We start from the raw sequence: 25,489 nt of genomic DNA, 5'->3' as shown, positions 1-25,489 counted from the left end.
TTAACTGCAGCACTGAAGGGCGGAAACCCTCCAACACTTAGCACTCATCGTTTACGGCGTGGACTACCAGGGTATCTAATCCTGTTTGCTCCCCACGCTTTCGAGCCTCAGCGTCAGTTACAGACCAGAGAGTCGCCTTCGCCACTGGTGTTCCTCCATATATCTACGCATTTCACCGCTACACATGGAATTCCACTCTCCTCTTCTGCACTCAAGTCCTCCAGTTTCCAATGACCTTCCTCGGTTGAGCCGAGGGCTTTCACATCAGACTTAAAAGACCGCCTGCGCTCGCTTTACGCCCAATAAATCCGGACAACGCTTGCCACCTACGTATTACCGCGGCTGCTGGCACGTAGTTAGCCGTGGCTTTCTGGTTAGATACCGTCAAGGTGGGAACAGTTACTCTCCCACTTGTTCTTCTCTAACAACAGAGTTTTACGATCCGAAAACCTTCTTCACTCACGCGGCGTTGCTCGGTCAGACTTTCGTCCATTGCCGAAGATTCCCTACTGCTGCCTCCCGTAGGAGTCTGGGCCGTGTCTCAGTCCCAGTGTGGCCGATCACCCTCTCAGGTCGGCTATGCATCACGGTCTTGGTAGGCCATTACCCCACCAACTAACTAATGCAGCGCGGGCCCATCCAACAGTGACACCGAAGCGTCTTTTATTATTCTCCCATGCGGGAAAACAAATTATGCGGTATTAGCACCTGTTTCCAAGTGTTATCCCCCTCTGTTGGGCAGGTTGCCCACGTGTTACTCACCCGTCCGCCACTCTCTGATTCCCGATGGAGCAAGCTCCGGTGGAAATCAAAGCGTTCGACTTGCATGTATTAGGCACGCCGCCAGCGTTCGTCCTGAGCCAGGATCAAACTCTCAATAAAAGTTGATTAACATCCGAAGATGTTTAGCTCATTAATTTTAAAACTTGCTAGCGAATTGTTGCTTGTTATTCACTAAATATGGTTTGTTTCTACTAAGTAGAAACGCCCTACACATTTGGTTTGTCTTACTTTGTTTAGTTTTCAAAGGTCTATTCCGTTGTCGTAACAACTTAATTAATATAACATTTATTTTTGATTGTGTCAACAATATTTTTGTTTTTTATTTCTAGTAACAAATGTTACAGAAAAGTTTCAATCAACTTTTATATAATATCAGATAAAAAATACTAAGTCAATAAAAAACTTAGTATTTTTTTAGGTTAAATATGGAACACCGCTTATTTGGAACTTTTGCAGTATTTCTCTTAAAATAGCTGGCTCTTCCCAGAAAAAAAGGTCTGTATCTAAATTGAAATTATCTTTCTCTTCTAAACTAAAAACAAAAAGAGGAACATTAGAACTACCTATATTCACATTTGTTAGTTCTACCAAATCCATATCTTTAGTATTCAAATGGACTTCATCTCTAAACTCATTCAATATGCAAGCCAAACTTGTATATTCTGAGTCAATGTCAGTCATAACTAGTTCTACTTGATCACTAATCTTCTTAACAAGAAATTTTTTATGTCCACCCTCTTGATTCAGAATAACTGTTCCAGCTACTTTTGCTTGTTCCAACATATTCCACCTCTTAAGTCTTTTTATTTAACTTTTTAATGACAAAAAGAAGTATAGCATATTTTCAGAAATAAATCAGTTATTTTCCAACGTTTCTTCTAGAGCTTCATCAATCCATCCATCCAAACGTTCTTCTATAGAATGGAAACCAATTTTTTTATTTTTATTAGTAAAGTATTTTTTTTTCCGATAAACAATCGGCGGATTTTCTTGTAATACTCTTAAAGATAAGCTAATTTTTTTTGTGTATTCATCGATATCAATTACTTTAACTTTTACTTTTTGACCAATCTCTAATTCTTCAGTAATATTTTTTATAAAGCCATGTTTTACTTCTGACACATGGATTAGTCCTTGATGGTTATCTTTTAAAGAGACAAACGCTCCATATGGTTGAATCCCTGTTATTTCACCTGTGATTACCATTCCTATTTTATATTTCATATAGTCTACTCCTATTTATTTTCTCTTTTGTATTTTAACATAAAAAAAGACCAAGAGCATAATACTCTCGGTTCTTTCTATTTACTCTGTTATTTCAATTCCATCAATTGTGATATCATATTGTGGACGATCTTGAGAATCACGTTTTACAGTAGACATTTCATCTACAACATCCATACCCTTAATAACATGACCAAAAACTGTATGTTTAAAATCTAACCATGGTGTTCCACCATTTTTGTATGCTTCAATGATTTCTTCTGGGAATCCTGCTCCCTCTAACTGACTAAGCATATTAGCTGGTACATTTTGGTTTTGGACAATAAAAAATTGACTGCCATTTGTATTAGGTCCAGCATTAGCCATAGACAATGCTCCTCTAAGGTTAAATAAGTCTTTTGAAAATTCATCCTCAAATTTTGCACCATAAATACTTTCGCCACCCATACCAGTACCAGTTGGATCGCCACCTTGAACCATGAAATCAGAAATAACACGGTGGAAAATTACACCATCGTAATACCCTTTTTTACTTAATTCAATAAAATTTTTCACTGTTTTAGGTGCTTTTTCAGGAAATAATGCTACTGTGATATTACCTCTATTTGTTTTAATAAGCGCTGTTACTTTATTTTCTTCTAAATTTAATTGTGGAAATTGATTCATGTGACTTCCTCCTATTATATAAATAATTTATTTTTCTAAAATACTTCTTACCTTAGTTGTTAAAAGATCAATTGCTACTTGATTTTCTCCACCTTCTGGAACAATAATGTCAGCGTATTTCTTAGTTGGTTCTATAAATTGATGATGCATTGGTTTAACAACACCTAAGTATTGACCAATAACAGAATCCAAAGATCTACCACGATCTTCCATGTCACGTTTAATCCTTCGAATAATTCTAATATCATCCTCAGTGTCAACGTAAACTTTAATATCCATTAAATCCCTTAATCTTTCATCCTCTAAAATAAGAATTCCTTCTACTATAATAACTTCTTTAGGTTCTTGATGAATAACTTTGTCACTTCTTGTGTGAGCCTCATAATCATAGACCGGTTTATCAATCGACTGATAAGCCATCAACTTCTTCAAATGTTCAATCAACAGGTCCGTATCAAATGCTAATGGATGATCATAGTTAGTATTTAATCTCTCTTCATACGATAAGTGACTTTGATCCTTATAATAAGAATCTTGCTCAAATAACAAAATCGAATGATTAGGTAATGCCTCAAGCATTGCACGACTAACACTTGTCTTACCACTTCCAGAACCACCAGTTACACCAATTACAATGGGGCGCTCTTTTTTTGTTTGCATGCGTTTCCCTCACTTAATCTTTTTAATCCTTCTTTGATATCCTACTCTATCACAGCTCTACTTTCAAGATTTTAGTGATTATTTTGGTGATTTTTTATAAACAACTTAAAAAGTTTGATTATACAGCCCAAAAAATACTATTATCATCTCGCTCCTACAAAAAAGAATTAATCATAATAAAACCTAAGTCTTAGAATTTAAGCTAGACTTAGGTTTTTAATATTTATCTTTCTTGAACGTATTTATAAGCTGTTCCTAATGAAATATTACACTCTTCAGCAATCTGACGCAATGTATATCGATTGTTATTATACAAGAATCTGATTTGTTCAATTGTTTCTTCTGAAATTTTTGGTCGTCCACCTACACGTCCTTTACGACGAGCTTCTTGTAATCCTTTTGTTGTTCTTTCTCTAATAATTAATTTTTCCATCTCAGCAATTTTTAGAATCATTTCAACATAAGGTGCATCTTTAATCTCGCTGTACGCCGCTCCTTTTTTGATAACAACTAATTGAATATTTTTAGCTTTTAAATTTGATAAAAATTCAGCCAACTGAATAATAGACTTACCTAAACATCTTAATTCATAAACAACTAATTGGTCGCCAGATTCTAAGCTGTCTACTACTTGACTTAATACAATATCGCTTTGGCTAATCTCTGACATGTCTTCTTTTTCTATAGATACAGTTTCAATTGAAAAACTTTTTAACCCTTCAATTTGTTCCTTTACATAGCTCTCTTCATTTGATGCATACACATATCCTATTTTTTTCATAATAGTTTCCTCCTATATTAACACCGATTATTTCTAGTATCGACGTACTTTCTTCTGCTATGTTCATAGTATATCTCTTTTTTAAAAAACCCGCCTTATCAAACTTTTCTCAACGTTACGAAAATATTGATAAAAAAAGTGCTATTAATGAATTTTATTAACGTTTTTTTCACAAAGCTTGATCCATAACATTTTTGTACAATTTTTAATAATAGCATAGGTTTAACTTACCTATTATTTTCTTCATCCTATCTAATTTATTACTTTATTATTTTATATTTCAATAAAAACTGTCTACTAAAAAATTTTAACGTTTAACTAAATAATAATCATTACTATTTTGCACCCTCACCCGAAACAGTATATACTAAAAATAAAAAGGAGTGTTTTCATGACAATTGATAATATAGATAACAAACTTAAAGAGATAGAACCTCAATTTATTGAAGGTTTAACTAGAGTTATGCAGATTAATAGTGTTAAAGGCGAAAAAATTCCTAATGCCCCTTTTGGTACTGGTCCAAAAAAAGCTTTGGTTGAAACCCTTAAACTTGCCGAAGAGCTAGGATTCAAAACTAAAATAATAAAAAATGCTGTTGGGTATGCCCAATTAGGCAATGATGATACAGATTATATTGGAGTTGTTGGCCATTTAGATGTTGTTCACGAAGGTACTGATTGGGATTATCCGCCTTTCAATCTAACACTAAATAATGATTCCTTTTATGGTCGTGGAGTACTGGATAACAAAGGCCCCATAATAGCAAATCTTTACGCCTTATACATTTTAAAAGAACTGAATTTTCCACTTTCTAGGACAATCCGTATCATATTTGGAACAGATGAAGAGAGTGGTTCTTCTGATATTCCTATGTATCTATCAGAAGAAAATCCTCCTAGTTATGGATACACACCTGATTGTAAGTACCCTGCCGTTTATGGCGAGCGAGGCATTTTAGGTTTAGAATTGGTCACAACCATTCATGATAATTCTTTAAGTAGCTTAACTCATTTTCGAGGTAACTTTGATCGAAGTGCCGTACCAGATACATTATCTTTTTCAATTAATGATGTTTTTTTTGATGTAAAAGGTAAAAGAGCTCCTAGTAACGCACCTGATATTGGTAAAAATGTTATTACATTATTTTCAAAAAAATTAGTCCAAGAACAATTAGTTACTGGTGAATTTCTTGATTACGCTAATTGGTTGTATCGCTCATTTCATGACAAACACGATGGGTCTGGGTTAGCAATTGATTTTTCAGATGAAGAATCTGGTTCACTTGCACTAACCCCTTTTAACTTAGAAATAATAGATAATAAAATTAAACTAGAATTTTCCATTAGATATCCTGTCACGATACAAAAGGAAGCCATTATTACTAACTTAGAACGTGTATTACCTCCTGATACAACATTAAGCATCAATCGTGAGATGCCATCAACTTATTTTGATAAAACGCATCCTATGATTAGGAGAATGACTGAGGTTTATGAAGAAATAACTGGACTCGATGGAACCCCCGTTACTACAACAGGCGCTACTTATGCTAGATCGATGCCTAATATTATTGCCTTTGGTCCTTCTTTTCCAGGTCAAAAAGGGATTGCTCATAATAAAAATGAATATATGGCTAAAAATGATTTAATGACAAATCTTAAAATTTATACCTATTTACTAGCACAATTAGGAGAGTAATTTTCATGTATCACTCTTTTATTCATGATATAATACCTCTATTATGTACGAGAGGACTCCACTATGAGAAATACAACTAATATTTTCAAAGAAATTGCTGATAAAATTTCTATTAAAATCAAAGAGGGTTCATATAGCTCAGAACAAAAGTTACCCTCTGAGTATGATTTAGCCAAAGAGTATAGCGTTAGTAGACTTACTATCAGAAAAGCAATTGATTTACTAATCAATCAAAATATTCTGGTTAAACAAAAAGGTAAAGGAACTTATATTATGAAGCAAACTGATAAATTCCAAAGTGGAAAAAATGGTTTGCTAAGTTTTTCAGAAAGTGCTGAAGTTTACGGAAAAAAATCAAATGCTCGTTTAATTAAATTTGAAAAATTAACTTCAGTTCCTGAAGAAGTTCAAGAAAACCTTCAATTAATTGGAGAATCTGTTTTCCATGTTAAACGCCTCAGACTTTTCGACCAAGATCCGATGACAATTGAAGAGGTTTTTATTAAAGAATCACTATTGGATGAACCAACTTTAAAAAAAAATCTAACTGGCTCTATTTTTAAGTTAATTGAAGAAAAATCTGATATTTCTTATTCTCATCAAGAAATAGAAGCTATTTTAGCTACAGAAGAATTAGGGCATTATTTAACGGTTGAGCAAGGACAGCCTTTACTTCTTGTCCATACAACAACTTATTCAGCAAATGGTCAACCAATTTTATTTGACAAATCTTACTACCGCGCTGATAAGTATACTTTCAAAAATATTTTACACCGTAATTAATAGTTAAGACAAAATGTTCAGACATTTTGTCTTTTTTTATATTAGTATAGACAAAACAGTATATACTAATATATAATTTTAAATGTAAACGGTTTTAATTTATATATAAAGGAGATGATTAAATGACATACGGTACTATTGCAACTTGGCGAATGGCTCATGACGGAATTGTTAAAGCTATGGATTTGCTTAAAAAAAATGGATCTTCTGGTGACGCTCTTGAAGTAATCATCCAATCTGTAGAAAATTATCCCTATTACAAATCAGTTGGTTTTGGTGGTCTACCAAATGCTAAAGGCATTTTAGAAATGGATGCCGCTTTCATGAATGGCGATACCTTTCAGTTAGGAGCAATCGCAGGCATTGTTGATATAAAAAATCCAATTTCAGTTGCAAGAAAATTAAGTTCACAAAAATTTAATAGTTTTTTAGTTGGTCAAGGTGCTACTGATTATGCTATTGAGGAAGGTTTTGAACAAAAAAAAATGCTGACGGATAGAGCTAAAAAAATTTGGTCTAATCGCCTAGAAAATATGAAAAAACATAATTTAAGCCCCTATGACGGTCATGATACGGTTGGAGTAGTCACTTTAGATCAAGAGGGAAGTATGACAGTCGGAACTTCAAGCTCTGGACTTTTTATGAAACGACCTGGACGCGTTGGAGATTCACCTCTTTCAGGCTCTGGATTTTACGTGGATAGTAGCATTGGTGGTGCTTCTGCGACCGGCTTGGGTGAAGACTTGATGAAAGGCTGTTTAGCCTATGAAATCGTTAGAAAAATGAAAGAAGGTTTATCACCCCAAGAAGCTTGTGATCAAACAGTTTATCCTTTTCATGATTTACTAACGGAAAGACAGGGCAAAGCTGGCGCGTTTTCTCTTATTGCTATGGATAATCAAGGAAGATGGGGAGTTGCCACAAATGTGGAATTCACCTTCTCAGTTGGAAATCAAGATGACAGTCCTGCAATTTTTATTGCTAATATGGGAGAAAATCATTCTACGACTATTGAACCTATCAGCAACGAGTGGTTAGCAGCATATGAGAAAAGAATAAAAGCACCTATAAATTAAGGAGGAAAATATAATGAACATTAAGAAAATTTATTTATTTTGTGATGCAGGTATGTCGACAAGTATTATGGTTAATAAAATGATGGAGGTTGTCAAATCACATGATATGCCGCTTGAAATTTCTGCTTATCCAGTGGGTAGAGCCAAAGAAATGGTCGAGAAAGAAAAACCAATAGCGATTGTTTTAGGTCCTCAAGTTAGATTCATCCTTGAAAAAACAAAAATAGAGTATGAACCACAAGGAATCCCCGTTTGCTCTATCGATCCAGAAGCGTACGGAATGATGAACGGTGAAAAAGCTCTAAAAGACGTTTTAAAAGTTATTAAAACATTTAAGAAGGACTAGGGAGGTCGATTTTATTGAAAAAATTTTTAGATTGGTTAGAAAGAATGTTAACACCAATGGCCCGAGTGATTGGTGAGAATAAGTATTTAATTGCCATTAGAGATGGATTCTTATTATCTACCCCTTTACTAATTGTAGGCTCTCTTTTTCTTTTAATCGCAAACTTTCCTTTATCGCAATGGGACGGTTGGATGTCCGCTGTTCTTGGTTCGGAATGGGCTCAACATATGTCCGTCCCTGCAAATGCTAGCTTTGATGTAATGACAATTCTTGCTGTAGCTGGTATTGGTTATAGTTTAGCTAAGCAGTTTGATGAAGATGCGATGCAAGCAGCAGTTGTATCTTTGGTATCCTTCTTCATTGTTACACCTTATGTTACTTTTTTTACCCCAGTAGATACAGAAATAGTTTACGAAGTAGGTAGCTTGCCCTTAAAGTGGGTTGGTTCTAGAGGTTTATTTTTAGGAATGATCACTGCTTTAGTAGCTACTAGACTTTTTGTTTGGGTTCTAAAAAAAGGATGGACTATTAAAATGCCCGATGGTGTGCCTCCCACAGTTGTGAAGTCTTTTGAGGCACTTATTCCTAGTTTTGTCGTTGTTTTTTTCTTTTTTATCATTAATTGGCTTTCAGCCTTAACACCTTATGGAAACTTACAAGAGGTTATTTTTAAATTACTTCAAGCACCTCTCTTATCTCTTGGTAATACTTTAGGTGCTATGGTCATTGCTTACTTATTCTTACATTTTTTCTGGTTTTTTGGAATTAATGGTGGTAGCGTCGTTGGAGCTGTTTTCAATCCTGTTTTACGTGCGTTATCTATGGAAAATCTTGAAGCATATAAAGACGGTCTACCGATTCCAAACATTATTACAGGTCAATTTCAAGATATGTTTGCAACTTTTGGTGGTGCAGGTTCTACGCTTTCTTTAATTGTTGTTATGATTATTGTTTGTAAAAGTCAGCGAATCAAAAAATTATCACAATTATCCTTAGTACCAGGAATTTTTGGTATTAATGAACCTATTATTTTTGGTTTACCTATCGTTTTAAATCCAGTTATTTTAATTCCTTTCGTTCTAGTTCCTACAGTGAATATTATCATCGCTTACTTTGCTATGAATCTTGGGCTAGTACCTTTTACTAATGGAATCCAGCTACCGTGGACAACACCTATCATTTTTTCTGGATTACTAGTCAGTGGTTGGCAAGGTGCCGTTCTTCAGGGAATTCTTTTCATACTAGGCATGTTTATCTATTATCCATTTATAAAAGTAATGGATAATCAGTACCTTAGAGAAGAAGCTGCCGCTTTAGAACAAAAAGAAGAAGATGACATTAGTTTTGATGATTTTGATTTTGATGCCTTATAACTCGGAGGATGACAGATAATGAAAAAAATAGCTCTAATTTTAAACCATGTTCAAGCTGGAATGGGCAGTGATGAAAATGCTATGCTACCTCCTAGCGGTAAAAAATCTGCACTTGGTCCTGGTGAAATTTTAAAACCTATGTTTCAATCTCTTGATGTGGATCTTGTTGCAACTTTATTTTGTGGTGATCAATACTATTTATCACATGCAGAAGAAGTAGAAAAAAAATTTATTGGATTTGCTCAAAAATTTGAAATTGATGCTGTACTTTGCGGTCCAGCCATGCAATATCCTAATTTTGGTGAGATGGCTGCTAGATTAGCCAAAGCTTTTGAAGCTAGCGGAATTTCATCAGTTGCTTCCATGGCAATTGAAAATCCTGCTACAGAATTGTTTAAAAATGAAATTACAATTGTTAAAATGCCCTCAAAAGGTGGCATTGGTTTGCAAGATTCTTTTAAAAATATGGCTTTAGTCACTTCTAGAAAAGCTCATAAAGAAGATATCACTAATTACTCTGAGTTACTATTTTAAGAAAAGAGACGAATAACTTCAAAAGTCATTCGTCTCTTTTTTATTTACTCACTGCCAATACTGCTTGATTTTGATTAATATTTCCGTGATTTAAAACTGAGATAGTCTCATACTCAGATGTATTTGTGACAATCAACATTACTGTTGGATCTAAATCATTCTTTTTAATTTTTTCAATATCAAAAGTGCTTATTTTTTCCCCTTGAGCCACATGTTGTCCTTTAGATACAAAACTTTCAAATCCATCTCCTGACATAGATACTGTATCAATTCCAATATGAATTAGTAGTTCTATTCCACTATCTGTCACCATTCCATAAGCATGTTTACTTTCATAGAGCGCTGTTATTACTCCGTTTAATGGTGCTATAATCTCACCTTTTCTAGGTATAATTGCTACCCCTTTTCCCATTGCTTCAGAAGAAAAAACAGGATCCGCTACATTTTTCAACTCAATGATTTCACCAGGAACAGGAGCGTATACTGTTTCTCTATCAACTGCCGACTTCATCAATTCTTCCTCCGTAGTATCTTTTTTCATTTTTTTCTTTCCATACATAAATGTTAATGTAAACGAAATGATAATACTAATGACGATCCCAATCATGAACATTGGAATAGATGATGTCGCTATTGAAATAAAGCCAATCACACTAGCTGGTCCCATTGCTGTTGCCAATACGTGAAAGAAGCCAATAAAAGCTGAAGCAATACCTGAAGCTATCATGGCGCAGATAAATGGGTATTTTAATTTTAAATTTACACCAAAAATTGCTGGCTCTGTAATGCCTAGCATGGCCGACAAACTTGCTGATGAAGCTAAACTTTTTTGCTTTTCACTTTTAGTTAAGAAAAACACCGCTAACGCTGCCCCACCTTGTGCAACATTTGCCATAGAAGCTACTGGAAAGATGAATGAACCACCTGTTTTAGCAACATCTGCTAACAATGTCGTTTCAATTGCTGGAAAACTTTGGTGAAGTCCTGTGATAACAATCGTTGAGTAGAATGTTCCAAACACCCCCATACCAAAAGCTCCTGTTGATTCATATAACCAAACCAAACTATCCGTTAAACCATCAGAAACACCACGCATAAATGGTCCAACAATCGCAAACGTTAAAAACCCTGTAATAATCAAACTCAACATAGGTGTAAATGTAAAATCCAATGCTTTACTGATATGTTTATGGAAGAATTTTTCTAAGTTTGCTAAGATAAATGCCACTGCAAGAACTGGTAAAACTGACCCTTGATAACCGGCTTGTGCAATATTCAAACCAAATACGTTCCAATAAGGCATAGTACCTTCTGAGATTGCATTAGCCACCCCATAACCATTAACTAAATCTGGCATAACCATTGCCATCCCCATTGCAGCTCCTAAATAAGGGTTTCCACCAAATCTCTTTGTTGCTGAAAAACCAACTAAAATCGGTAAGAAAGCAAATGGCGCAGCTGATAGCAAGTTAATAATTGATGCTAAATCTTTAATAGCTGGATACATTTCAACCACTGATTGTGGACCAAATAAACCTTGGGACGTTAGTACATTATTAATTGCCATTAATAAACCACCAGCAACTAATGCAGGAACAATTGGAACAAAAATATCTGAAAGAACTTTTATTAATTGCATAAACGGATTCGGCTTTTTACCCGAGCTATTAGCAATTTCTTTTAAATCATCTGTAGAAGCCTCTTTCACTCCTGTAAGCGAAACCAATTCTTTGTAAACTTTATCAACATCCCCTGGACCAATGATAATTTGATACTGGCCATTGGCTTCAAACGTTCCTTTAACGTCTTCGTTATCATCTAATTCTTTTTGCTTGATAAGTTTTTTATCTCTAACAACTAATCTTAAACGTGTCGCACAGTGCGCTGCACCAACCAAGTTGTCTTCCCCTAAAGCTTTCTGAATCTCTTGAGCAACTTTTTTATGATTCATTTCTCTCTCCCCTTCTTTTATCTTTATACTTAATATAATACTTAGATTCCTGAAATTGTCAAACGTTTAACAAAAAAATATAAAAAAGACTTTTTAACATTAATAAATCAATGTTGTTCGTTTGACATTTGATGCTATATTATTTATGATAAACGTATAAAAAAGGAGTTGAATAATATGACGCGAGTAATTAATGAATGGTCACGAGAATTACGCTATCAATCCTATAAAAATTGGAGTAAAGATTATACATCCTTTTTAGAAAAAAATGTTAAAGATGCTCCGTGGAGACTTAACTATCATATACAACCTAAATCTGGACTTTTAAACGATCCTAATGGTTTTTCTTACTTCAATAATGAGTGGCATCTCTTTTATCAATTTTATCCATTTGGCGCTGTTCATGGTTTAAAATCATGGTACCATTTGACTTCCAAAAATTTGGTTGACTGGACTCAAAAAGGAATTGCGCTAGAACCTAGTTATACTTTTGATAGTCACGGTGTTTATTCAGGAACTGCCTTCCCCATTGGAGAAGAATTATTTCTTTCCTATTCTGGCAATGTGCGAGATGAAGAATGGCATAGACAGTCCTATCAACTAGGTGCCATGATGAAAAAAGACAGTACTATCAAAAAAATCAACAGCCCTTTGGTTGATTTTCCAATCAAAGGCTACACTGATCATGTTCGTGATCCTCAAATTATTTCTTATAAAGGTAATTATTTGATGATACTTGGCGCTCAAAACTCTGATGAAGAAGGAAAAATTATTATTTTTGAATCTACTAATTTAACTGATTGGGATTTATTAGGTGATTTAAACTACACTCATCAGAAAATAGGATTCATGGTAGAATGTCCGAATCTATTATTTGTTGAGGAGCAACCACTTTTAATATTCTGTCCTCAAGGTTTAGATAAGTCTATTATGTCTTATGAAAATATTTATCCGAATACTTATATTTTGGGAGACTCTTTTGATTTAAAACATTTAACTATTAATAGCCCTTCAGAAATTAAAAACCTTGATTATGGATTTGACGTTTATGCTACCCAAGCTTTTACAGATGAAAACGGTAGATGTTTAAGTATTAGTTGGCTTGGATTACCAGAAATTGATTATCCTACTTTTAAAGATGGTTGGGCACATTGTTTAAGTTTGGTTAAAGAACTAACTATTAAAGAGGGAAAATTATACCAATTTCCTGTTATTGAAACAGCAGAATTAAGGGAAGATGCTACTTCAATAAAAGGAACTCTAACATCCGACTTAAAAACTATCGCAAAAAATACTACTAATTCTTATGAGTTAAATCTATCTTTTAGTTCTAACTCTTCAGGTGTTTTACATTTATTTTCTGATAATTCCGCAGAAGAATCATTTAAATTATTTTTTGATACAAAAAAAGGAGTATTAAAAATTGATCGTCAGCACGCTGGCGTTTCTTTTGCAGAAGAATTTGGTGTTACACGTTCTCTAATAGTACCTAAAAACAAGAAATTAGAGTTGGATATTTTTGTGGACCAATCCACGATTGAAATTTTTATAAATAAAGGTGAAGATGTCATGACTAGCCGTATTTTTCCAGAAGATCATCAAACTAATTTAATGATAGAAGGACAGAATGGTGATTTTTTTGGTACAATATACTCACTACGCAAGATGAAAAATTAAGTTAGGTGAAGAACATGACCATTAAATTAACGGACGTCGCTAAAAAAGCAGGCGTTTCTCCAACGACAGTTTCCCGTGTAATTAACAATTACGGATCACTCAGTCAAAAAACAATTGATAAAGTCCATCAAGCGATGGATGAATTAAACTATATTCCTAATTCTTTAGCTAGGTCTCTTCAAGGGAAAGGAACTCAGCTGATTGGATTAATATTTCCTTCTATTTCTAATCCTTTTTACGGAGAATTAGTTGAAAAAATTGAAGAAAATTTATTTAATCAAGGCTACAAAGTTATTCTATGTGACAGCGCACGTGATAAAGAAAAAGAGAGAAGTTATCTTAAAATGTTAATTGGTAATAAAGTTGATGGGATTATTACTGGTTCTCATAACTTAGGTATTAAAGAATATGAAAATGTTTCTTTACCTATTGTTTCTTTTGACCGTCACTTAGGAGAATCTATCCCGATTGTCGGTAGTGATAACTTTTTAGGTGGACAGCTAGCAACCCAGACTCTGATTGATGCAAAATGTCAGAATATTGCTATCTTCTCTGGTAAAAATGACTCTCTTTCACCAACTAATCGACGCGTTGATGGTTATCGATCTGCCATTTCTGAAAATAAATTAACGGAGCATGTTTTTCATTTTCCAACGCCAGTTTCTCCTATCATTAAATCAACTAAAATCAAACAAATTTTAGAAGAAAATCAGTTTGATGGTATTTTTTGCACAGATGATTTAACTGCTATCTTAGCCATGCAACAATTAGATAAATTAGAATTGAAAGTTCCTCAGGATGTTAAAATTGTTGGTTATGATGGCACTCAATTTATTCAAAATTATTACCCTCAGTTATCAACAATTGCTCAACCAATTCCTGATTATGCTAATCTTTTAGTCGAATTATTATTAAAAAAAATTAAAAATCCAGAAAAAGAAATTAAAAATTTCGAATTACCCGTTAAAATCATAAAATCAAATACTGTATAAAAATAGGGTGGATAAACAATCGTTTTGCTCCAAGTAACTGGAGGTAATATCAAACAATACGCTCTTTGGATTGCTTGATATTAGTGAAGTTATCGAAGGAGTAGATTTTTTATCCCTAACTAAAACAGGGTGGATAAACAATCGTTTTGCTCCAAGTAACTGGAGGTAATATCAAACAATACGTTCTTTGGATTGCTTGATATTAGTGAAGTTATCGAAGGAGTAGATTTTTTATCCCTAACTAAAACATAGTGGATAAACAATCGTTCTGCTCCATACTACTAGGACACGCAAAAAAACTAAAGAGAGGATGACTTTAAAACTGTCATCCTCTCTTTAGTATTTATAAGAAACAGTAGCGGGGGAAAATAACTACTGATCTTTCTTTGCTTGGAGTTTATTGCGATACATTTCAACTTCATCATCACTACAATAAACAAAATGTTCTGGTGCTACTTCTCGTAACGAACGAATCTTTCCATCATCCACTTGTGGTGTGTAAGTGATACGTTGACGTGTTCGTTCATAATCAGGATCTGGCAACGGAATAGCGGATAATAAGCTTTCTGTATAAGGATGTAGTCCATGATTATAAATCTCTTCTGCAGATCCAACTTCAACTAATTTACCATAATACATGACACCGATTCGATCACTAATATATTTCACCATAGATAAATCATGGGCGATAAAAAGATAAGTCAAATTCTCTTTTTCTTGAAGTTCTTGCAATAAGTTAACTACTTGTGCTTGAATCGAAACATCTAATGCCGAGATTGGTTCATCACAAATAATAAACTTAGGCTCTACTGCTAAAGCACGAGCAATACCAATACGTTGACGCTGGCCACCTGAGAATTCATGAGGATAACGTGTCCCGTGACTTGGATCAAGTCCTACAGTTTTTAATAACTCATTGACTCGATTTGTTCGATCTGCATCCGTTTTAGCTAAACCATGAACATCAATTCCCTCAGCAATAATATCTTTCACTTTCATCCTTGGGTTTAAAGAGGCGTAGGGATCTTGATAAATCATTTGAACATCTCGTCTAAATTGATTGAGGTTTTTACGTCCTTTAATTTTTGAAACGTCTTCCCCGTTAAATTTAATCTCACCACTTGTTGGATGATACAAACGAATAACACTTCGTCCTGTTGTTGATTTTCCACAACCAGATTCTCCTACTAAACCAAATGTTTCACCTTCATAAATCGAAAAGCTAATATCATCCACTGCTTTCACTTCATCATGACGGCCAACATTAAAATATTGTTTCAAATTATTTACTTCTAACAATAATTTTTTATCTTTTATAGATTCCATCAGATTTCCCCCTTTCTACGCACCAAAGCGTCCTTTGTATTTCTCACGACGACGAACAATCTCATCTGGTGGCGTTACTTTTGGTGCGTTAGGTGCTAATAACCAAGTAGCAGCTTTATGCGTCGGGGAAACATCAAAGAATGGTGGTGCCTCTTCTGTATCAATCTGCATCGCATATTCATTACGTGGATAAAAAGCATCTCCTGTTGGTGGATCCAGTAAATCTGGTGGCGAACCTGGAATTGCATATAGCTCTTGACCTCTGCTATCTAAAGTAGGCATTGAGCTTAATAAGCCCCACGTATATGGATGTTGTGGGTTATAAAAAATTTCATCCGCTGTTCCAATTTCAATAATTCGACCACCGTACATAACCGCTACACGATCAGCCACGTTAGCTACTACCCCTAAATCATGGGTAATAAAGATAATCGATGTTTGAATTTTTTTCTGAATATCTTTCATTAAATCAATAATTTGTGCTTGGATTGTTACATCAAGCGCTGTGGTTGGCTCATCAGCAATCAAAACTTCTGGATAACAAATCAAAGCAATAGCAATCACAATCCGTTGACGCTGCCCACCTGAAAATTGATGGGGATAATTTTTTAACCGTTTTTCAGCATTTGGAATTCCTACTAAATTTAATAAATCTAAGGCACGATCTAACGCATCTTTTTTTGAAATTTTACGATGTTTCCTTAAAGATTCAGCGACTTGATTCCCTATGTTCATAGTTGGATCTAGAGATGTCATCGGGTCTTGGAAAATCATGGCAATGTCTTTCCCACGAATCGATTGCATCTCTTTCTCTGTTTTATGAACCAAATCTTCCCCTTTAAATAGAATCTTACCCTCATCTATATTGGCATTATTGGCTAATAAACGCATGATTGTTCTTGTTGTTACTGATTTTCCTGAACCTGATTCTCCTACAATTGCTAGTGTTTCACCTTTATGCAAATCAAAGTTGACCCCACGAATGGCGTGAACCTTACCAGCAAAAGTATCAAATGAGATATTTAAGTCTTTAACTTCTAATACTTTTTCCATTTTTCATCACCATCCTAATCATTCATTTTCGGGTCAAAAGCATCACGTAAACCATCAGCAAGTAAATTGAAACAAATCATAATAACTGATAGCGTAATCGCTGGCGCCCACATTAAGTGAGGTAAAAATCTAAACGTCTTGTACCCTTCGTTTAACAAAGTACCTAGTGAAGCTGTTGGTGGCGTTAGTCCTAATCCAATAAAACTTAAGAAAGCTTCAAAGAAAATCGCTGAAGGAATACTAAACATCATCTGCACGATAATAACACCTGAAATATTTGGTAAGATATGTTTAATCGCAATTTTAGATTGAGATTCACCTAAAGTAGTTGCGGCTAAAACATATTCTTGGTCCTTTATTTTCAATGATTGGGCACGAACAATCCGAGCCATAGTAATCCATCCAGTCACGATCATTGCTAAAATAATTGACATAAGACCTGGTTTGAACACCATTAACATTAAGATCATTACCACTAAGTTAGGGACACCAGATAGAACCTCTAGAATCCGCTGCATGACATTATCCGTTCGACCGCCCTTCATGCCTGAGTATAACCCATAAATAACACCTATCGTTAAATCAAGAAATGCTGCTACAAAAGCAATAATTAATGACATTCTAGTTCCCATTAATAAACGAGATAACTCATCACGACCCAGACCATCTGTTCCTAAGTAAAAATGTTCACCTTCTGGAACTTTGGCTTGTTCATATTTATCAATACGTTTTCCACCGACAACAGCAGTTCCATTAAATCCATCTATTCCAATACCTGGAATTTTTGGTGGTAAATTAATATATTTAGGATTTTGTTTCGTTGGATCATGTGGTGATACCCAGATAGAGCCAAAAGCTAACAAGGTTACAATTCCTAAAATAATAAGAGAAATAACAGCTCCCTTATTTTTTTTGAGTCGACGCCATGAATCCTGTATAAAATTCAAAGAAGGAGCACTAATTTTTTCACGATCTAAATTATTTTCAATCGAAATTCTCTCAAATTTTTCTTGTGGAATATTTTTAATATCTAATTTTTCCATTATTCTTTGCCACCTCCTGAAACACGAATTCTTGGATCTACAATACCATATAATAAATCAACGATAAGGATAACAAAAACTAACATTGCTGAGAACATAATTGTTACAGCCATGATTGTTGGATAATCATTTGTCATAATTGATTTTACGAATTGCTCACCAATTCCTGGGATTGCAAAAATATTTTCTACCACCAATGAACCAGTCATTAAAGCGACTGCAAGTGGCCCAAGTAAGGTAATTAATGGAATCAAACTATTTCTAAGTCCATGTCTAAAGACAACCTGCGTTCGGCTCAACCCTTTAGCTCTTGCTAATTCAATGTAGTCACTACCCAAAACTTCTACCATTTCTGTTCTAATGAACCTTGCTGAATCAGCTAAAGGTGACATAGAAAGTGCTAGAGTCGGTAAAATGGTTGAGATAAATCCTTGATCCCATTTTGCAATAGGCAAGATTCCTAATTTAATAGCAAAGACATATTGTAGTAATACAGCGAAAACAAAGTTAGGAATTGACCTTCCTAGTATGGCAATAAGTGTTGCTATCGTATCAACCCATGTATTTTGCTTCATGGCTGCAATAGCGCCTAAAATAATCCCCACAATTGTTCCAAAAATAATAGCTTGTACTCCTAACTGGACGGAAGGCCCAATTCTTTCTTTCAATAATTTAGAAACAGGTTGGTTTTTAAATTGGAAACTTGTTCCAAAATCACCTTGAACGATGTTTCCCATATAGATACCATATTGTTGAATCACTGGTTTATCCAACCCAGACTGCTCATTTAACATCTCAATTTGTTCTGGTGATAGTTTTTCTTGATTAGCATATGGCGAACCAGGAAGTAATTTCATTAAAAAGAATGTGATTGTTGTAATCAACCATAGAGTAATTAACATGAACATCACACGTTTTAGAAAAAACTTGGCAAAATTCTTCATTTACTTTTCCCCCTTTAAAATATTTTGACAATGATTAATAAATGAATTAGAGTTAATTTATCACGTTTGTAAGAAGGTATTTATTTATGACAAATAAGAAAAAAATAATTTTAAGTATTATTAGTTTAGCATTAATTATTCCATTAGTAACATTGATGACAAAAAAAGAAATAACAACGACTTATCTTTCTGATAACTTCTTTCTAGTCTCTCTCTTCTTTATAATTATCGGTGCTACAATCTTAGTTCTTTCATCTGGTTTTTTTGATTTCTTTCAAAAAAACATGAAACAACTAATGTGGCGCCGTAAAAAAAATGAACCAAAAGATTATGTCCCACTTTCTCAAATATTTGAGAAAAAACCAATATACTGGTTAAGTGTAGGTGGAACACTTTTAATTATTAGCCTATTCTTTAATTTTCTATCATAAGGACTAAGAAATTAGGTGGTTAAAAGTCATTTTGCTCCAAGCAACTAGAAATCAAATGATGAAGTTGTCATGGGAGTAGACTTTTTTTATCCGCTGACTTTTAAAATTATTCGTATAAATAAAAACGAGACTGACATTTGGGTCAGTCTCTTTTTATTAACTTGTCAAAGATAATAATTCTCCTTACCAACTACTTGATAAATTTTCTATTGAAAATAAATAGGCAAATTTTAATCTACTTTGTATGCCCATTTGTAATCAAACATTGCCCCTGATGGATGTGATACCACACCTTTAACTTTATCAGAACGTAAATGCGCTTCTGCTTCTTGAATTAATGGAACAACTCCAACTTCTTTAGTGATTAATTTTTCAGCATTTATCATATCTTCCCAACGTTTTTCAGGATCATTAACATTCGTTGTACCTGCATCTTTGATTAATTTATCATATTCTGGATTACTGTAACGTCCACGGTTATATGAATTATCTGCAGTAAATAAATCTAAGAAGCTACTTGGATCTGGGTAATCGGCAATCCAACCACCATAAACCATACTGAAATCACCTTTATTAGAACGATCTAGACGAACGCTAAATGGTACTGGACTTAAATTAACTTTAAGACCTGGTAATTCTTCTTCCAGAGAACCTTTCAGGAACTCAATTGCTTTTTTAGATGAATCTGTATCTGAAGCTAGTAAATCAACTTTAATTGTTTCTTTACCTAAATCTTTTTTAGCTTTTTCCCAATGTTTTTTGGCTTTTTTGCTATCATAACCTAACTCACTACCGGCTTCTTCAGTAAAGTCTTTGCCACCTTTAGGAGATTTTGCAACATCTTTTGGTACTAATCCTTTTGAAGCTACTGAACCGTCAGCTAAAATTTGATTAGCTAATGATTCACGATCAATTGCATATGAAATAGCTTTTCTTAAATCCTCATTCTTAAATTCTGACTTATCATCACGTTGATTCAACTCAATATAACGAGATGATGCCTTCATTTCACTTACAAATTCTGGATCATCAGCTTTTTGTTGTGCTAATTCACCTGTTAAAATAACATCTTCTGCTTTTCCACTTTCAAATAAGTTCAAGCTTGTTGATGCTTCTTTTACAACACTGACATTAATTTTATCTAATTTAACTGTCTCTTTATCCCAGTATTGGTCATTTTTAACGTATGTCCATTCTGTATCAGTTCCTGGTCCATCAAAATCAGCTAATTTAAACGGTCCATTATAAACAGCTTTTTCACTTGTTGTTGTGTACTCTTTACCATATTTCTCAACAATATCTTCACGTTGTGGCATATAAGTTGTAAAGGCTAATAAATAATCAAAGTATGGTGTTGCTTTCTCTAATTGGATTTCTAACTCATAATCGCTAACTGCTTTGATCCCTAACTCACTTTTATCTTTCTTACCTGCTGTAATTTCAGCTGCATTTTTTACTGGTTCGTGTAAATAAGCATATTCAGATTGTGTTTTAGGATCAACTGTTCGTTGCCAACCGTAAACGTAATCTTTAGCAGTTACTGGTTTGCCATCCGACCACTTTGCATCTTCACGTAACTTAATTTTGTAGGTCAAACCATCTTCACTGACTTCAGCCTTTTCGGTTGCTCCAGCTGGTTCCGGCTTTTGATCTTTACTAATACGATAGATACCCTCATAAACATTGTTAAGCGCCACAGAACCAATTACATCTGTATTAAGTGATAAATCTGCAGATGGCATTTCTTGTGTAACATTCACGGTAAATTCCTGCTTAGCAGCTACCTGCTCTTCACCTTTTGAAGCACTTTTATCTTTCGAGTCATTTTTACTCGCTCCGCCCCCACAAGCTGCTAGAGTTAAGATCATTGTTGATAATAAACCAACATACATAATTTTTCTTTTTTTCATTATTACTTCCCCCTATTACCTTAAAATTAAAATTCAATTAAAATATAATAATAATATTATATTAATTCTCATCATTTTGCAAGAAGATACTTACTATTTTATTAGAAAAACCGAATATTCTGACAATTAATCATTTGAAAGTGCTTTTTTCTATCTAATTATTCTTTATTTATCCACTAAGTATTCACTTTTTTATTAATTTGAAAACTTTTCTTTAAAAATTAGTAAATAATAAAAAATAAACCAATAATCATAAAAATTAAAAAAATTCCCATGATTATTGGTTTATTTAGTTAACATTTCTCATTTACTTTTTTTAGATGAAAAAAGTTGTGTTGTTGAGCGTTTAATTACCTGAAAAAAACTAAGCGATTTAACAATTTTATTGGCGTCAACATATTCTCTAATACCTCGGAGAAGTTTTTTAGGATCTTTGGCTGAAAAAGTAAAGGTTCCATTTTTCTTTGTTTTAACAGCAAACCTTGGAATCCATTTACCTTTTAACATAACTGAAACAATGACAGTATCGATTTCTTCCCAAGGAATTTGAATGAATTTCTTCGCATCGCGTTCATTAAAGAATTCAAAACCTTTGTCACCAATCATGATTTTACCGTAATCTGTAAAACCTAAAAAAGAAGTTGCACTTTCTACCAAATCGACCTTGGTATTGATTGATTCAACCATTTGTTTGATCTCTCCGTTTCTTTTTTATATTATTATATCATATTCATAAAAAAATAGTCTGAGCCAGTTGATTAGCCCAGACTAAGATTTTCTTACATTAAACCTACTAAGTGTAATGCAACACCTGAAACGAATAAACCTAAAATGATAACGATTGGCGATACTTTTTTCTTAAGTAACCACATACAGAATAGAGTTAATAATAACCCAACTAATCCAGTGATTAAGCTATCTAAGTTATCTTGTAATGACGTAATTTTGTACTCACTTAAAGATAATCCAGCAGCTTGTTGCTCTAACGCAACTTTCACACCTTCGATACCTTTTGGTAAGCTATCCCAATCAATAAAGGCACCATTGTCTAATTTCACCTTAGAAACAACTGGCGTAAAGTTAATCGATACCCAGCGGTTTACTAAGGATCCTAAGATAAACATCCCTAAAATTGAGGCACCTTTGGTAATGTCTTGTAAGATACCACCTGATAAATCTTCTGTGATTTTAGAACCAGCTTTGTAGCCAAATTCTTGTGTGTACCACATAAATGCCATACGAATTAAGTTCCAACCAACGAAATAGATGATTGGTCCTAAGATATTTCCACTAATGGCTAAAGTTGCTGCTAAAGCGCCTAAGATTGGCTTAACTGTAAACCAGAAAACAGGATCGCCGATACCAGCTAAAGGTCCCATCATACCAACTTTAACCCCTTGAATCGCTGCATCATCAACAGGAGCGCCATTAGCACGTTCTTCTTCAAGAGCTAGTGTTACTCCTAAAATAGGTGAAGCCACATATGGATGTGTATTAAAGAATTCTAAGTGACGCTCTAAAGCAGCCGCTCTATCTTCTTTAGTTGTATATAATTTTTTAATCGCTGGGATCATTGAGAATGCCCAACCACCATTTTGCATACGTTCATAGTTCCAAGAACCTTGTAAAAACGTTGAACGCCAGAAAACAGATTTACGATCTTTTTTACTTAATTCAATTCTTTGTTGTTCTGTCATTTTAATGTCCGCCTCCTTTTAGTAGTTATCGATGATATCGCCAACAGGGTCACCAGTATTTGATCCACCATTTCCACCTGATCCGCCACCTTGTTTAGAAAGGGCTAGATAGATAAGAGCTAGTGACATGCCGATTGCACCAAGTCCGATAAGAGTAATTTCTGAAACAGTTGCAATAACGAAGCCTAATGCGAAGAATGGCCATACTTCTTTTGTTGCCATCATGTTGATAACCATTGCAAAACCAACAGCTACTACCATTCCACCACCAATTGCTAAACCAGCTGTTAACCATTCTGGCATAGATTCTAATAATGCACGCACTGGACCTTCACCAATTGCTAAAATAAGTGCAGCTGGAATCGCAATACGGATACCTTGCATACAAATAGCCATGATGTGCCAGAATTCGATTTTTCTGAAGTCTCCTTCTTTAGCTGCAGCATCCATTAAATGTACAAATGCAGTTGCTAAAGTACGTCCTAAAATTGTTAGTAAAAGACCCGCTACAGCTAAAGGAATTGCTAATGCAATTGCTGAATCTACTCCGGCTTTACCTTGTCCACCTAAAACTAAAATAATTGCAGATGCTACTGAAGCTAGTGCAGCATCAGGTGCAACAGCTGCCCCAATATTTGCCCAACCAAGCGCTAATAATTGTAGTGTTCCACCTAAAATAAGACAAGGAACAAGTTGCCCTGTAACTAAGCCGATTAATGTACATGCGATAACTGGTTGATGGAAATGAAATTCATCTAAAATCCCCTCAACACCAGCTAAAAACGCTACAAAAACGACTAATATCATTTGAATAATGTTTAATTCCATGAGTATTAATCCTCCATTTTCTTAATATTAACTATTTTTTTTATTGATTTCTTCTTGTGCTTTTTTAATAATCTCTTCCATGTTACCTTTTGAGTCACTTGGTACTTTACGTACATCAAATGAAACGCCAGCTGATTTTAATTGATTAAATGTATCAATATCATCTTGACTGAAAGCTAAAACTTTATTCGGTTGTACTTTTCCAGGTGAGTGAGCCATAGATCCAACGTTAACCGTTGCAATTGGTACGCCACCTTCAACTGCTCTTAATACATCTTGTGGTGTTTCGAATAATAATAATGCCTTTTGACCACCAAAATGTTGGTCATCTTTAGAAATTTTAATCATTTGGTCGATTGGTACAACGTGTGCTTTTACTCCAGGAGGAGCTGCTTGTTGAATCAATTTTTTACGTAAATCATCTTGTGCTACCACATCAGAAACCACAATAATACGTGTTGGTCCAGTTGTTTTAGTCCAAACTGTTGCTACTTGACCATGTAATAAACGAGTATCAATACGTGCTAATACGTAGTCTAACTTACCTGGTTTTCCAGCTGCTGCTTCTGGTACATTTGCTGAGGCAACCTCTACTTCTGGTTCAAGTTCCTCTGGTTTAACTTTTACGCCTTCTTTGGCAGTTCCAATAATATGTGAGGCAATTTCATGCGCACTTTCCATAGAAAAACGTGATGAATATGCTTCAATAACCATTGGTAAACTCATACCTGCTACAATTGCCCATTTTTCTTTGTGTTCTTCAAGTAGACTACTTGCTTGATTAAAAGGTGTTCCACCCCATAAATCAACTAAGAATAACACTTCATCTTGATTGTCAAAGCTTGCAATTGCATCTTGCATTTTTTTCTTAACATCTTCTGGTCCTTCTGAAGGCATTAAAGTAACTGCTGCTACATTTTCTTGCTCTCCAAAAATCATTGATCCAGATTGTAAAATACCAGACGCAAATTCGCCATGACTTGCTAGGATAATCCCTACCATTCCTTTACCTCCTACTTTTATTTTTATCTATCAAAGAAATTCAGATGATGCCATCTAAATTTACTTTAACGTTTACAAGAAGTTTTGTTTTTTTAATGCTTCTATTAAGTCGATTTTATGATCAGCAGGAACTTTTCTAATCTCAAGCTCAATTCCTTTTTCAGCTAAGTAAACAAAGGATTTTATATCCTGTTCATCTAGTGATACGAAATTAGTTAGCATCCGTTTACCACTTGAAAAACTCATGCCTCCTATATTAATAGAAGAAAGAATCATTCCTTTTCTCACGAGTATTTCTACATCATGAGGTGAGGTAAACAAAAGGGCCACTTTTTCATATTGGAGAATATCACTTTGATAAACTTCAATCATTCTGGCAACACTAATTACATTCACCCTGATACCCGCTGGAGCTGCTTGCTTTAGCAAAAGTTTTCTTAATTGATTATTCGCCGCTACATCACTAATAACTAAAATCCGATCAATTCCCATTTGCTTTGACCAAGTAGTCGCTACTTGACCATGAATTAAACGATCATCAATCCGAACTAAGCGAACATCAACGCTCATAAAAAAACCTCCCATGTAAAAAACACTAAATTAACTTTTCCTCTTACGATATTATATTATGCAATAACTGTGCCAACTTTTCAACCCTAAATTAAGTCTAACAAACGACTGATACATCAACATTCAGCACTATTTAGATA

At 34.3% G+C, this 25,489-nt stretch carries 25 protein-coding genes and 1 rRNA gene; 9 read left to right on the top strand and 17 right to left on the bottom strand.

The window, feature by feature from the left end:
• The 6 genes from FM121_RS00380 to FM121_RS00355 form a co-directional block, all read right to left on the bottom strand.
• Positions 1-882, bottom strand: a 16S ribosomal RNA gene (locus FM121_RS00380); the annotation flags it as partial.
• A gap of 315 nt (positions 883-1,197) precedes the next feature.
• Positions 1,198-1,563 (bottom strand): hypothetical protein, encoded by a 366-nt coding sequence (locus FM121_RS00375; RefSeq protein WP_086950179.1) that lies wholly within the window; start codon positions 1,561-1,563, stop codon positions 1,198-1,200.
• 75 nt (positions 1,564-1,638) lie between these two features.
• Positions 1,639-2,007 (bottom strand): CvfD/Ygs/GSP13 family RNA-binding post-transcriptional regulator, encoded by a 369-nt coding sequence (locus tag FM121_RS00370; protein WP_086950177.1) that lies wholly within the window; start codon positions 2,005-2,007, stop codon positions 1,639-1,641.
• 81 nt (positions 2,008-2,088) lie between these two features.
• Positions 2,089-2,673 carry a peptidylprolyl isomerase gene (locus FM121_RS00365; protein WP_086950176.1) on the bottom strand — a complete coding sequence of 195 codons (585 nt, stop codon included), beginning with the start codon at positions 2,671-2,673 and terminating at the stop codon, positions 2,089-2,091.
• Between the two features lie 27 nt (positions 2,674-2,700).
• Positions 2,701-3,333, bottom strand: coding sequence for a uridine kinase (gene udk / locus FM121_RS00360; RefSeq protein WP_086950175.1), 633 nt, complete (start codon positions 3,331-3,333; stop codon positions 2,701-2,703).
• 223 nt (positions 3,334-3,556) lie between these two features.
• Entirely contained in the window at positions 3,557-4,114 is a 558-nt protein-coding gene (locus FM121_RS00355) for a recombinase family protein (RefSeq protein ID WP_086950174.1), read from the bottom strand.
• Positions 4,115-4,505: 391 nt separating this feature from the next.
• Between FM121_RS00355 and FM121_RS00350 the strand changes: the two genes are divergently transcribed.
• From FM121_RS00350 to FM121_RS00325, 6 genes are all read left to right on the top strand, one after another.
• Complete coding sequence (locus FM121_RS00350; RefSeq protein WP_086950173.1) at positions 4,506-5,813, top strand: Sapep family Mn(2+)-dependent dipeptidase; 1,308 nt, start codon at positions 4,506-4,508, stop codon at positions 5,811-5,813.
• Positions 5,814-5,876: 63 nt separating this feature from the next.
• Complete coding sequence (locus FM121_RS00345; RefSeq protein ID WP_086950172.1) at positions 5,877-6,596, top strand: GntR family transcriptional regulator, LSA1692 subfamily; 720 nt, start codon at positions 5,877-5,879, stop codon at positions 6,594-6,596.
• Between the two features lie 122 nt (positions 6,597-6,718).
• Positions 6,719-7,672, top strand: a complete 954-nt coding sequence (locus tag FM121_RS00340) for a N(4)-(beta-N-acetylglucosaminyl)-L-asparaginase (protein WP_086950171.1) — start codon at positions 6,719-6,721, stop codon at positions 7,670-7,672.
• 13 nt (positions 7,673-7,685) lie between these two features.
• A complete protein-coding gene (locus tag FM121_RS00335) occupies positions 7,686-8,018 on the top strand; it encodes a PTS sugar transporter subunit IIB (protein WP_086950170.1) in 333 nt (110 codons plus the stop codon).
• A gap of 14 nt (positions 8,019-8,032) precedes the next feature.
• Positions 8,033-9,391, top strand: a complete 1,359-nt coding sequence (celB, locus tag FM121_RS00330) for a PTS cellobiose transporter subunit IIC (protein ID WP_086950169.1) — start codon at positions 8,033-8,035, stop codon at positions 9,389-9,391.
• Between the two features lie 18 nt (positions 9,392-9,409).
• Complete coding sequence (locus tag FM121_RS00325) at positions 9,410-9,925, top strand: GrdB-related putative oxidoreductase (RefSeq protein WP_086950168.1); 516 nt, start codon at positions 9,410-9,412, stop codon at positions 9,923-9,925.
• Positions 9,926-9,965: 40 nt separating this feature from the next.
• Here the strand turns inward: FM121_RS00325 and FM121_RS00320 are convergent, their stop codons facing one another.
• Entirely contained in the window at positions 9,966-11,876 is a 1,911-nt protein-coding gene (locus FM121_RS00320) for a sucrose-specific PTS transporter subunit IIBC (protein ID WP_086950167.1), read from the bottom strand.
• Positions 11,877-12,053: 177 nt separating this feature from the next.
• Here FM121_RS00320 and FM121_RS00315 point away from each other — a divergent pair, with 177 nt between their 5' ends.
• Together FM121_RS00315 and FM121_RS00310 are read left to right on the top strand one after the other, a co-directional pair.
• Complete coding sequence (locus FM121_RS00315; RefSeq protein WP_086950166.1) at positions 12,054-13,553, top strand: sucrose-6-phosphate hydrolase; 1,500 nt, start codon at positions 12,054-12,056, stop codon at positions 13,551-13,553.
• Positions 13,554-13,567: 14 nt separating this feature from the next.
• Positions 13,568-14,545, top strand: coding sequence for a LacI family DNA-binding transcriptional regulator (locus tag FM121_RS00310; RefSeq protein WP_086950165.1), 978 nt, complete (start codon positions 13,568-13,570; stop codon positions 14,543-14,545).
• A 372-nt stretch (positions 14,546-14,917) separates the two neighbouring features.
• On the opposite strand, the gene FM121_RS00305 is transcribed toward FM121_RS00310, so the two are convergent.
• From FM121_RS00305 to opp3b, 4 genes are read right to left on the bottom strand one after another with little or no spacing between them, the layout of a single operon-like run.
• Entirely contained in the window at positions 14,918-15,871 is a 954-nt protein-coding gene (locus FM121_RS00305; RefSeq protein ID WP_086950164.1) for an ABC transporter ATP-binding protein, read from the bottom strand.
• Positions 15,872-15,886: 15 nt separating this feature from the next.
• A complete protein-coding gene (locus tag FM121_RS00300) occupies positions 15,887-16,924 on the bottom strand; it encodes an ABC transporter ATP-binding protein (protein ID WP_086950163.1) in 1,038 nt (345 codons plus the stop codon).
• Positions 16,925-16,938: 14 nt separating this feature from the next.
• Entirely contained in the window at positions 16,939-17,967 is a 1,029-nt protein-coding gene (gene opp3C, locus FM121_RS00295; protein WP_086950162.1) for an oligopeptide ABC transporter permease, read from the bottom strand.
• On the bottom strand, positions 17,967-18,911 hold the full coding sequence (opp3b, locus tag FM121_RS00290; RefSeq protein WP_086950161.1) for an oligopeptide ABC transporter permease: 945 nt from the start codon (positions 18,909-18,911) through the stop codon (positions 17,967-17,969). The genes opp3C and opp3b overlap by 1 nt, the downstream gene beginning before the upstream one ends.
• 86 nt (positions 18,912-18,997) lie before the next feature.
• Between opp3b and FM121_RS00285 the strand changes: the two genes are divergently transcribed.
• Positions 18,998-19,342, top strand: a complete 345-nt coding sequence (locus FM121_RS00285; RefSeq protein ID WP_086950160.1) for a DUF3899 domain-containing protein — start codon at positions 18,998-19,000, stop codon at positions 19,340-19,342.
• A gap of 230 nt (positions 19,343-19,572) precedes the next feature.
• On the opposite strand, the gene FM121_RS00280 is transcribed toward FM121_RS00285, so the two are convergent.
• The 6 genes from FM121_RS00280 to FM121_RS00255 form a co-directional block, all read right to left on the bottom strand.
• Positions 19,573-21,252, bottom strand: a complete 1,680-nt coding sequence (locus tag FM121_RS00280) for a peptide ABC transporter substrate-binding protein (RefSeq protein ID WP_086950159.1) — start codon at positions 21,250-21,252, stop codon at positions 19,573-19,575.
• Between the two features lie 303 nt (positions 21,253-21,555).
• A complete protein-coding gene (locus tag FM121_RS00275; RefSeq protein ID WP_086950158.1) occupies positions 21,556-21,939 on the bottom strand; it encodes a DUF956 family protein in 384 nt (127 codons plus the stop codon).
• Between the two features lie 92 nt (positions 21,940-22,031).
• Positions 22,032-22,949 carry a PTS system mannose/fructose/sorbose family transporter subunit IID gene (locus FM121_RS00270; RefSeq protein ID WP_086950157.1) on the bottom strand — a complete coding sequence of 306 codons (918 nt, stop codon included), beginning with the start codon at positions 22,947-22,949 and terminating at the stop codon, positions 22,032-22,034.
• Positions 22,950-22,967: 18 nt separating this feature from the next.
• Complete coding sequence (locus FM121_RS00265; protein WP_086950156.1) at positions 22,968-23,777, bottom strand: PTS mannose/fructose/sorbose transporter subunit IIC; 810 nt, start codon at positions 23,775-23,777, stop codon at positions 22,968-22,970.
• A gap of 27 nt (positions 23,778-23,804) precedes the next feature.
• Entirely contained in the window at positions 23,805-24,779 is a 975-nt protein-coding gene (locus FM121_RS00260) for a mannose/fructose/sorbose PTS transporter subunit IIA (RefSeq protein WP_086950155.1), read from the bottom strand.
• A gap of 72 nt (positions 24,780-24,851) precedes the next feature.
• Positions 24,852-25,349 (bottom strand): PTS system mannose/fructose/N-acetylgalactosamine-transporter subunit IIB, encoded by a 498-nt coding sequence (locus FM121_RS00255; protein WP_086950154.1) that lies wholly within the window; start codon positions 25,347-25,349, stop codon positions 24,852-24,854.
• Between the last annotated feature and the right edge of the window lie 140 nt (positions 25,350-25,489).

Source organism: Vagococcus fluvialis bH819 (assembly GCF_900163795.1).
Taxonomy (GTDB): domain Bacteria; phylum Bacillota; class Bacilli; order Lactobacillales; family Vagococcaceae; genus Vagococcus; species Vagococcus fluvialis_A.
This window is presented reverse-complemented; position numbering and strand designations above follow the sequence as displayed.

Excerpts from the sequence above, each read along its gene's own strand:
- FM121_RS00370 (WP_086950177.1), bottom strand. The coding sequence starts at position 2,007 with ATGAAATATAAAATAGGAATGGTAATCACAGGTGAAATAACAGGGATT.
- FM121_RS00365 (WP_086950176.1), bottom strand. The coding sequence starts at position 2,673 with ATGAATCAATTTCCACAATTAAATTTAGAAGAAAATAAAGTAACAGCG.
- udk (WP_086950175.1), bottom strand. The coding sequence starts at position 3,333 with ATGCAAACAAAAAAAGAGCGCCCCATTGTAATTGGTGTAACTGGTGGT.
- FM121_RS00355 (WP_086950174.1), bottom strand. The coding sequence starts at position 4,114 with ATGAAAAAAATAGGATATGTGTATGCATCAAATGAAGAGAGCTATGTA.
- FM121_RS00350 (WP_086950173.1), top strand. The coding sequence starts at position 4,506 with ATGACAATTGATAATATAGATAACAAACTTAAAGAGATAGAACCTCAA.
- FM121_RS00345 (WP_086950172.1), top strand. The coding sequence starts at position 5,877 with ATGAGAAATACAACTAATATTTTCAAAGAAATTGCTGATAAAATTTCT.
- FM121_RS00340 (WP_086950171.1), top strand. The coding sequence starts at position 6,719 with ATGACATACGGTACTATTGCAACTTGGCGAATGGCTCATGACGGAATT.
- FM121_RS00335 (WP_086950170.1), top strand. The coding sequence starts at position 7,686 with ATGAACATTAAGAAAATTTATTTATTTTGTGATGCAGGTATGTCGACA.
- FM121_RS00325 (WP_086950168.1), top strand. The coding sequence starts at position 9,410 with ATGAAAAAAATAGCTCTAATTTTAAACCATGTTCAAGCTGGAATGGGC.
- FM121_RS00320 (WP_086950167.1), bottom strand. The coding sequence starts at position 11,876 with ATGAATCATAAAAAAGTTGCTCAAGAGATTCAGAAAGCTTTAGGGGAA.
- FM121_RS00315 (WP_086950166.1), top strand. The coding sequence starts at position 12,054 with ATGACGCGAGTAATTAATGAATGGTCACGAGAATTACGCTATCAATCC.
- FM121_RS00310 (WP_086950165.1), top strand. The coding sequence starts at position 13,568 with ATGACCATTAAATTAACGGACGTCGCTAAAAAAGCAGGCGTTTCTCCA.
- FM121_RS00305 (WP_086950164.1), bottom strand. The coding sequence starts at position 15,871 with ATGGAATCTATAAAAGATAAAAAATTATTGTTAGAAGTAAATAATTTG.
- FM121_RS00300 (WP_086950163.1), bottom strand. The coding sequence starts at position 16,924 with ATGGAAAAAGTATTAGAAGTTAAAGACTTAAATATCTCATTTGATACT.
- opp3C (WP_086950162.1), bottom strand. The coding sequence starts at position 17,967 with ATGGAAAAATTAGATATTAAAAATATTCCACAAGAAAAATTTGAGAGA.
- opp3b (WP_086950161.1), bottom strand. The coding sequence starts at position 18,911 with ATGAAGAATTTTGCCAAGTTTTTTCTAAAACGTGTGATGTTCATGTTA.
- FM121_RS00285 (WP_086950160.1), top strand. The coding sequence starts at position 18,998 with ATGACAAATAAGAAAAAAATAATTTTAAGTATTATTAGTTTAGCATTA.
- FM121_RS00280 (WP_086950159.1), bottom strand. The coding sequence starts at position 21,252 with ATGAAAAAAAGAAAAATTATGTATGTTGGTTTATTATCAACAATGATC.
- FM121_RS00275 (WP_086950158.1), bottom strand. The coding sequence starts at position 21,939 with ATGGTTGAATCAATCAATACCAAGGTCGATTTGGTAGAAAGTGCAACT.
- FM121_RS00270 (WP_086950157.1), bottom strand. The coding sequence starts at position 22,949 with ATGACAGAACAACAAAGAATTGAATTAAGTAAAAAAGATCGTAAATCT.
- FM121_RS00265 (WP_086950156.1), bottom strand. The coding sequence starts at position 23,777 with ATGGAATTAAACATTATTCAAATGATATTAGTCGTTTTTGTAGCGTTT.
- FM121_RS00260 (WP_086950155.1), bottom strand. The coding sequence starts at position 24,779 with ATGGTAGGGATTATCCTAGCAAGTCATGGCGAATTTGCGTCTGGTATT.
- FM121_RS00255 (WP_086950154.1), bottom strand. The coding sequence starts at position 25,349 with ATGAGCGTTGATGTTCGCTTAGTTCGGATTGATGATCGTTTAATTCAT.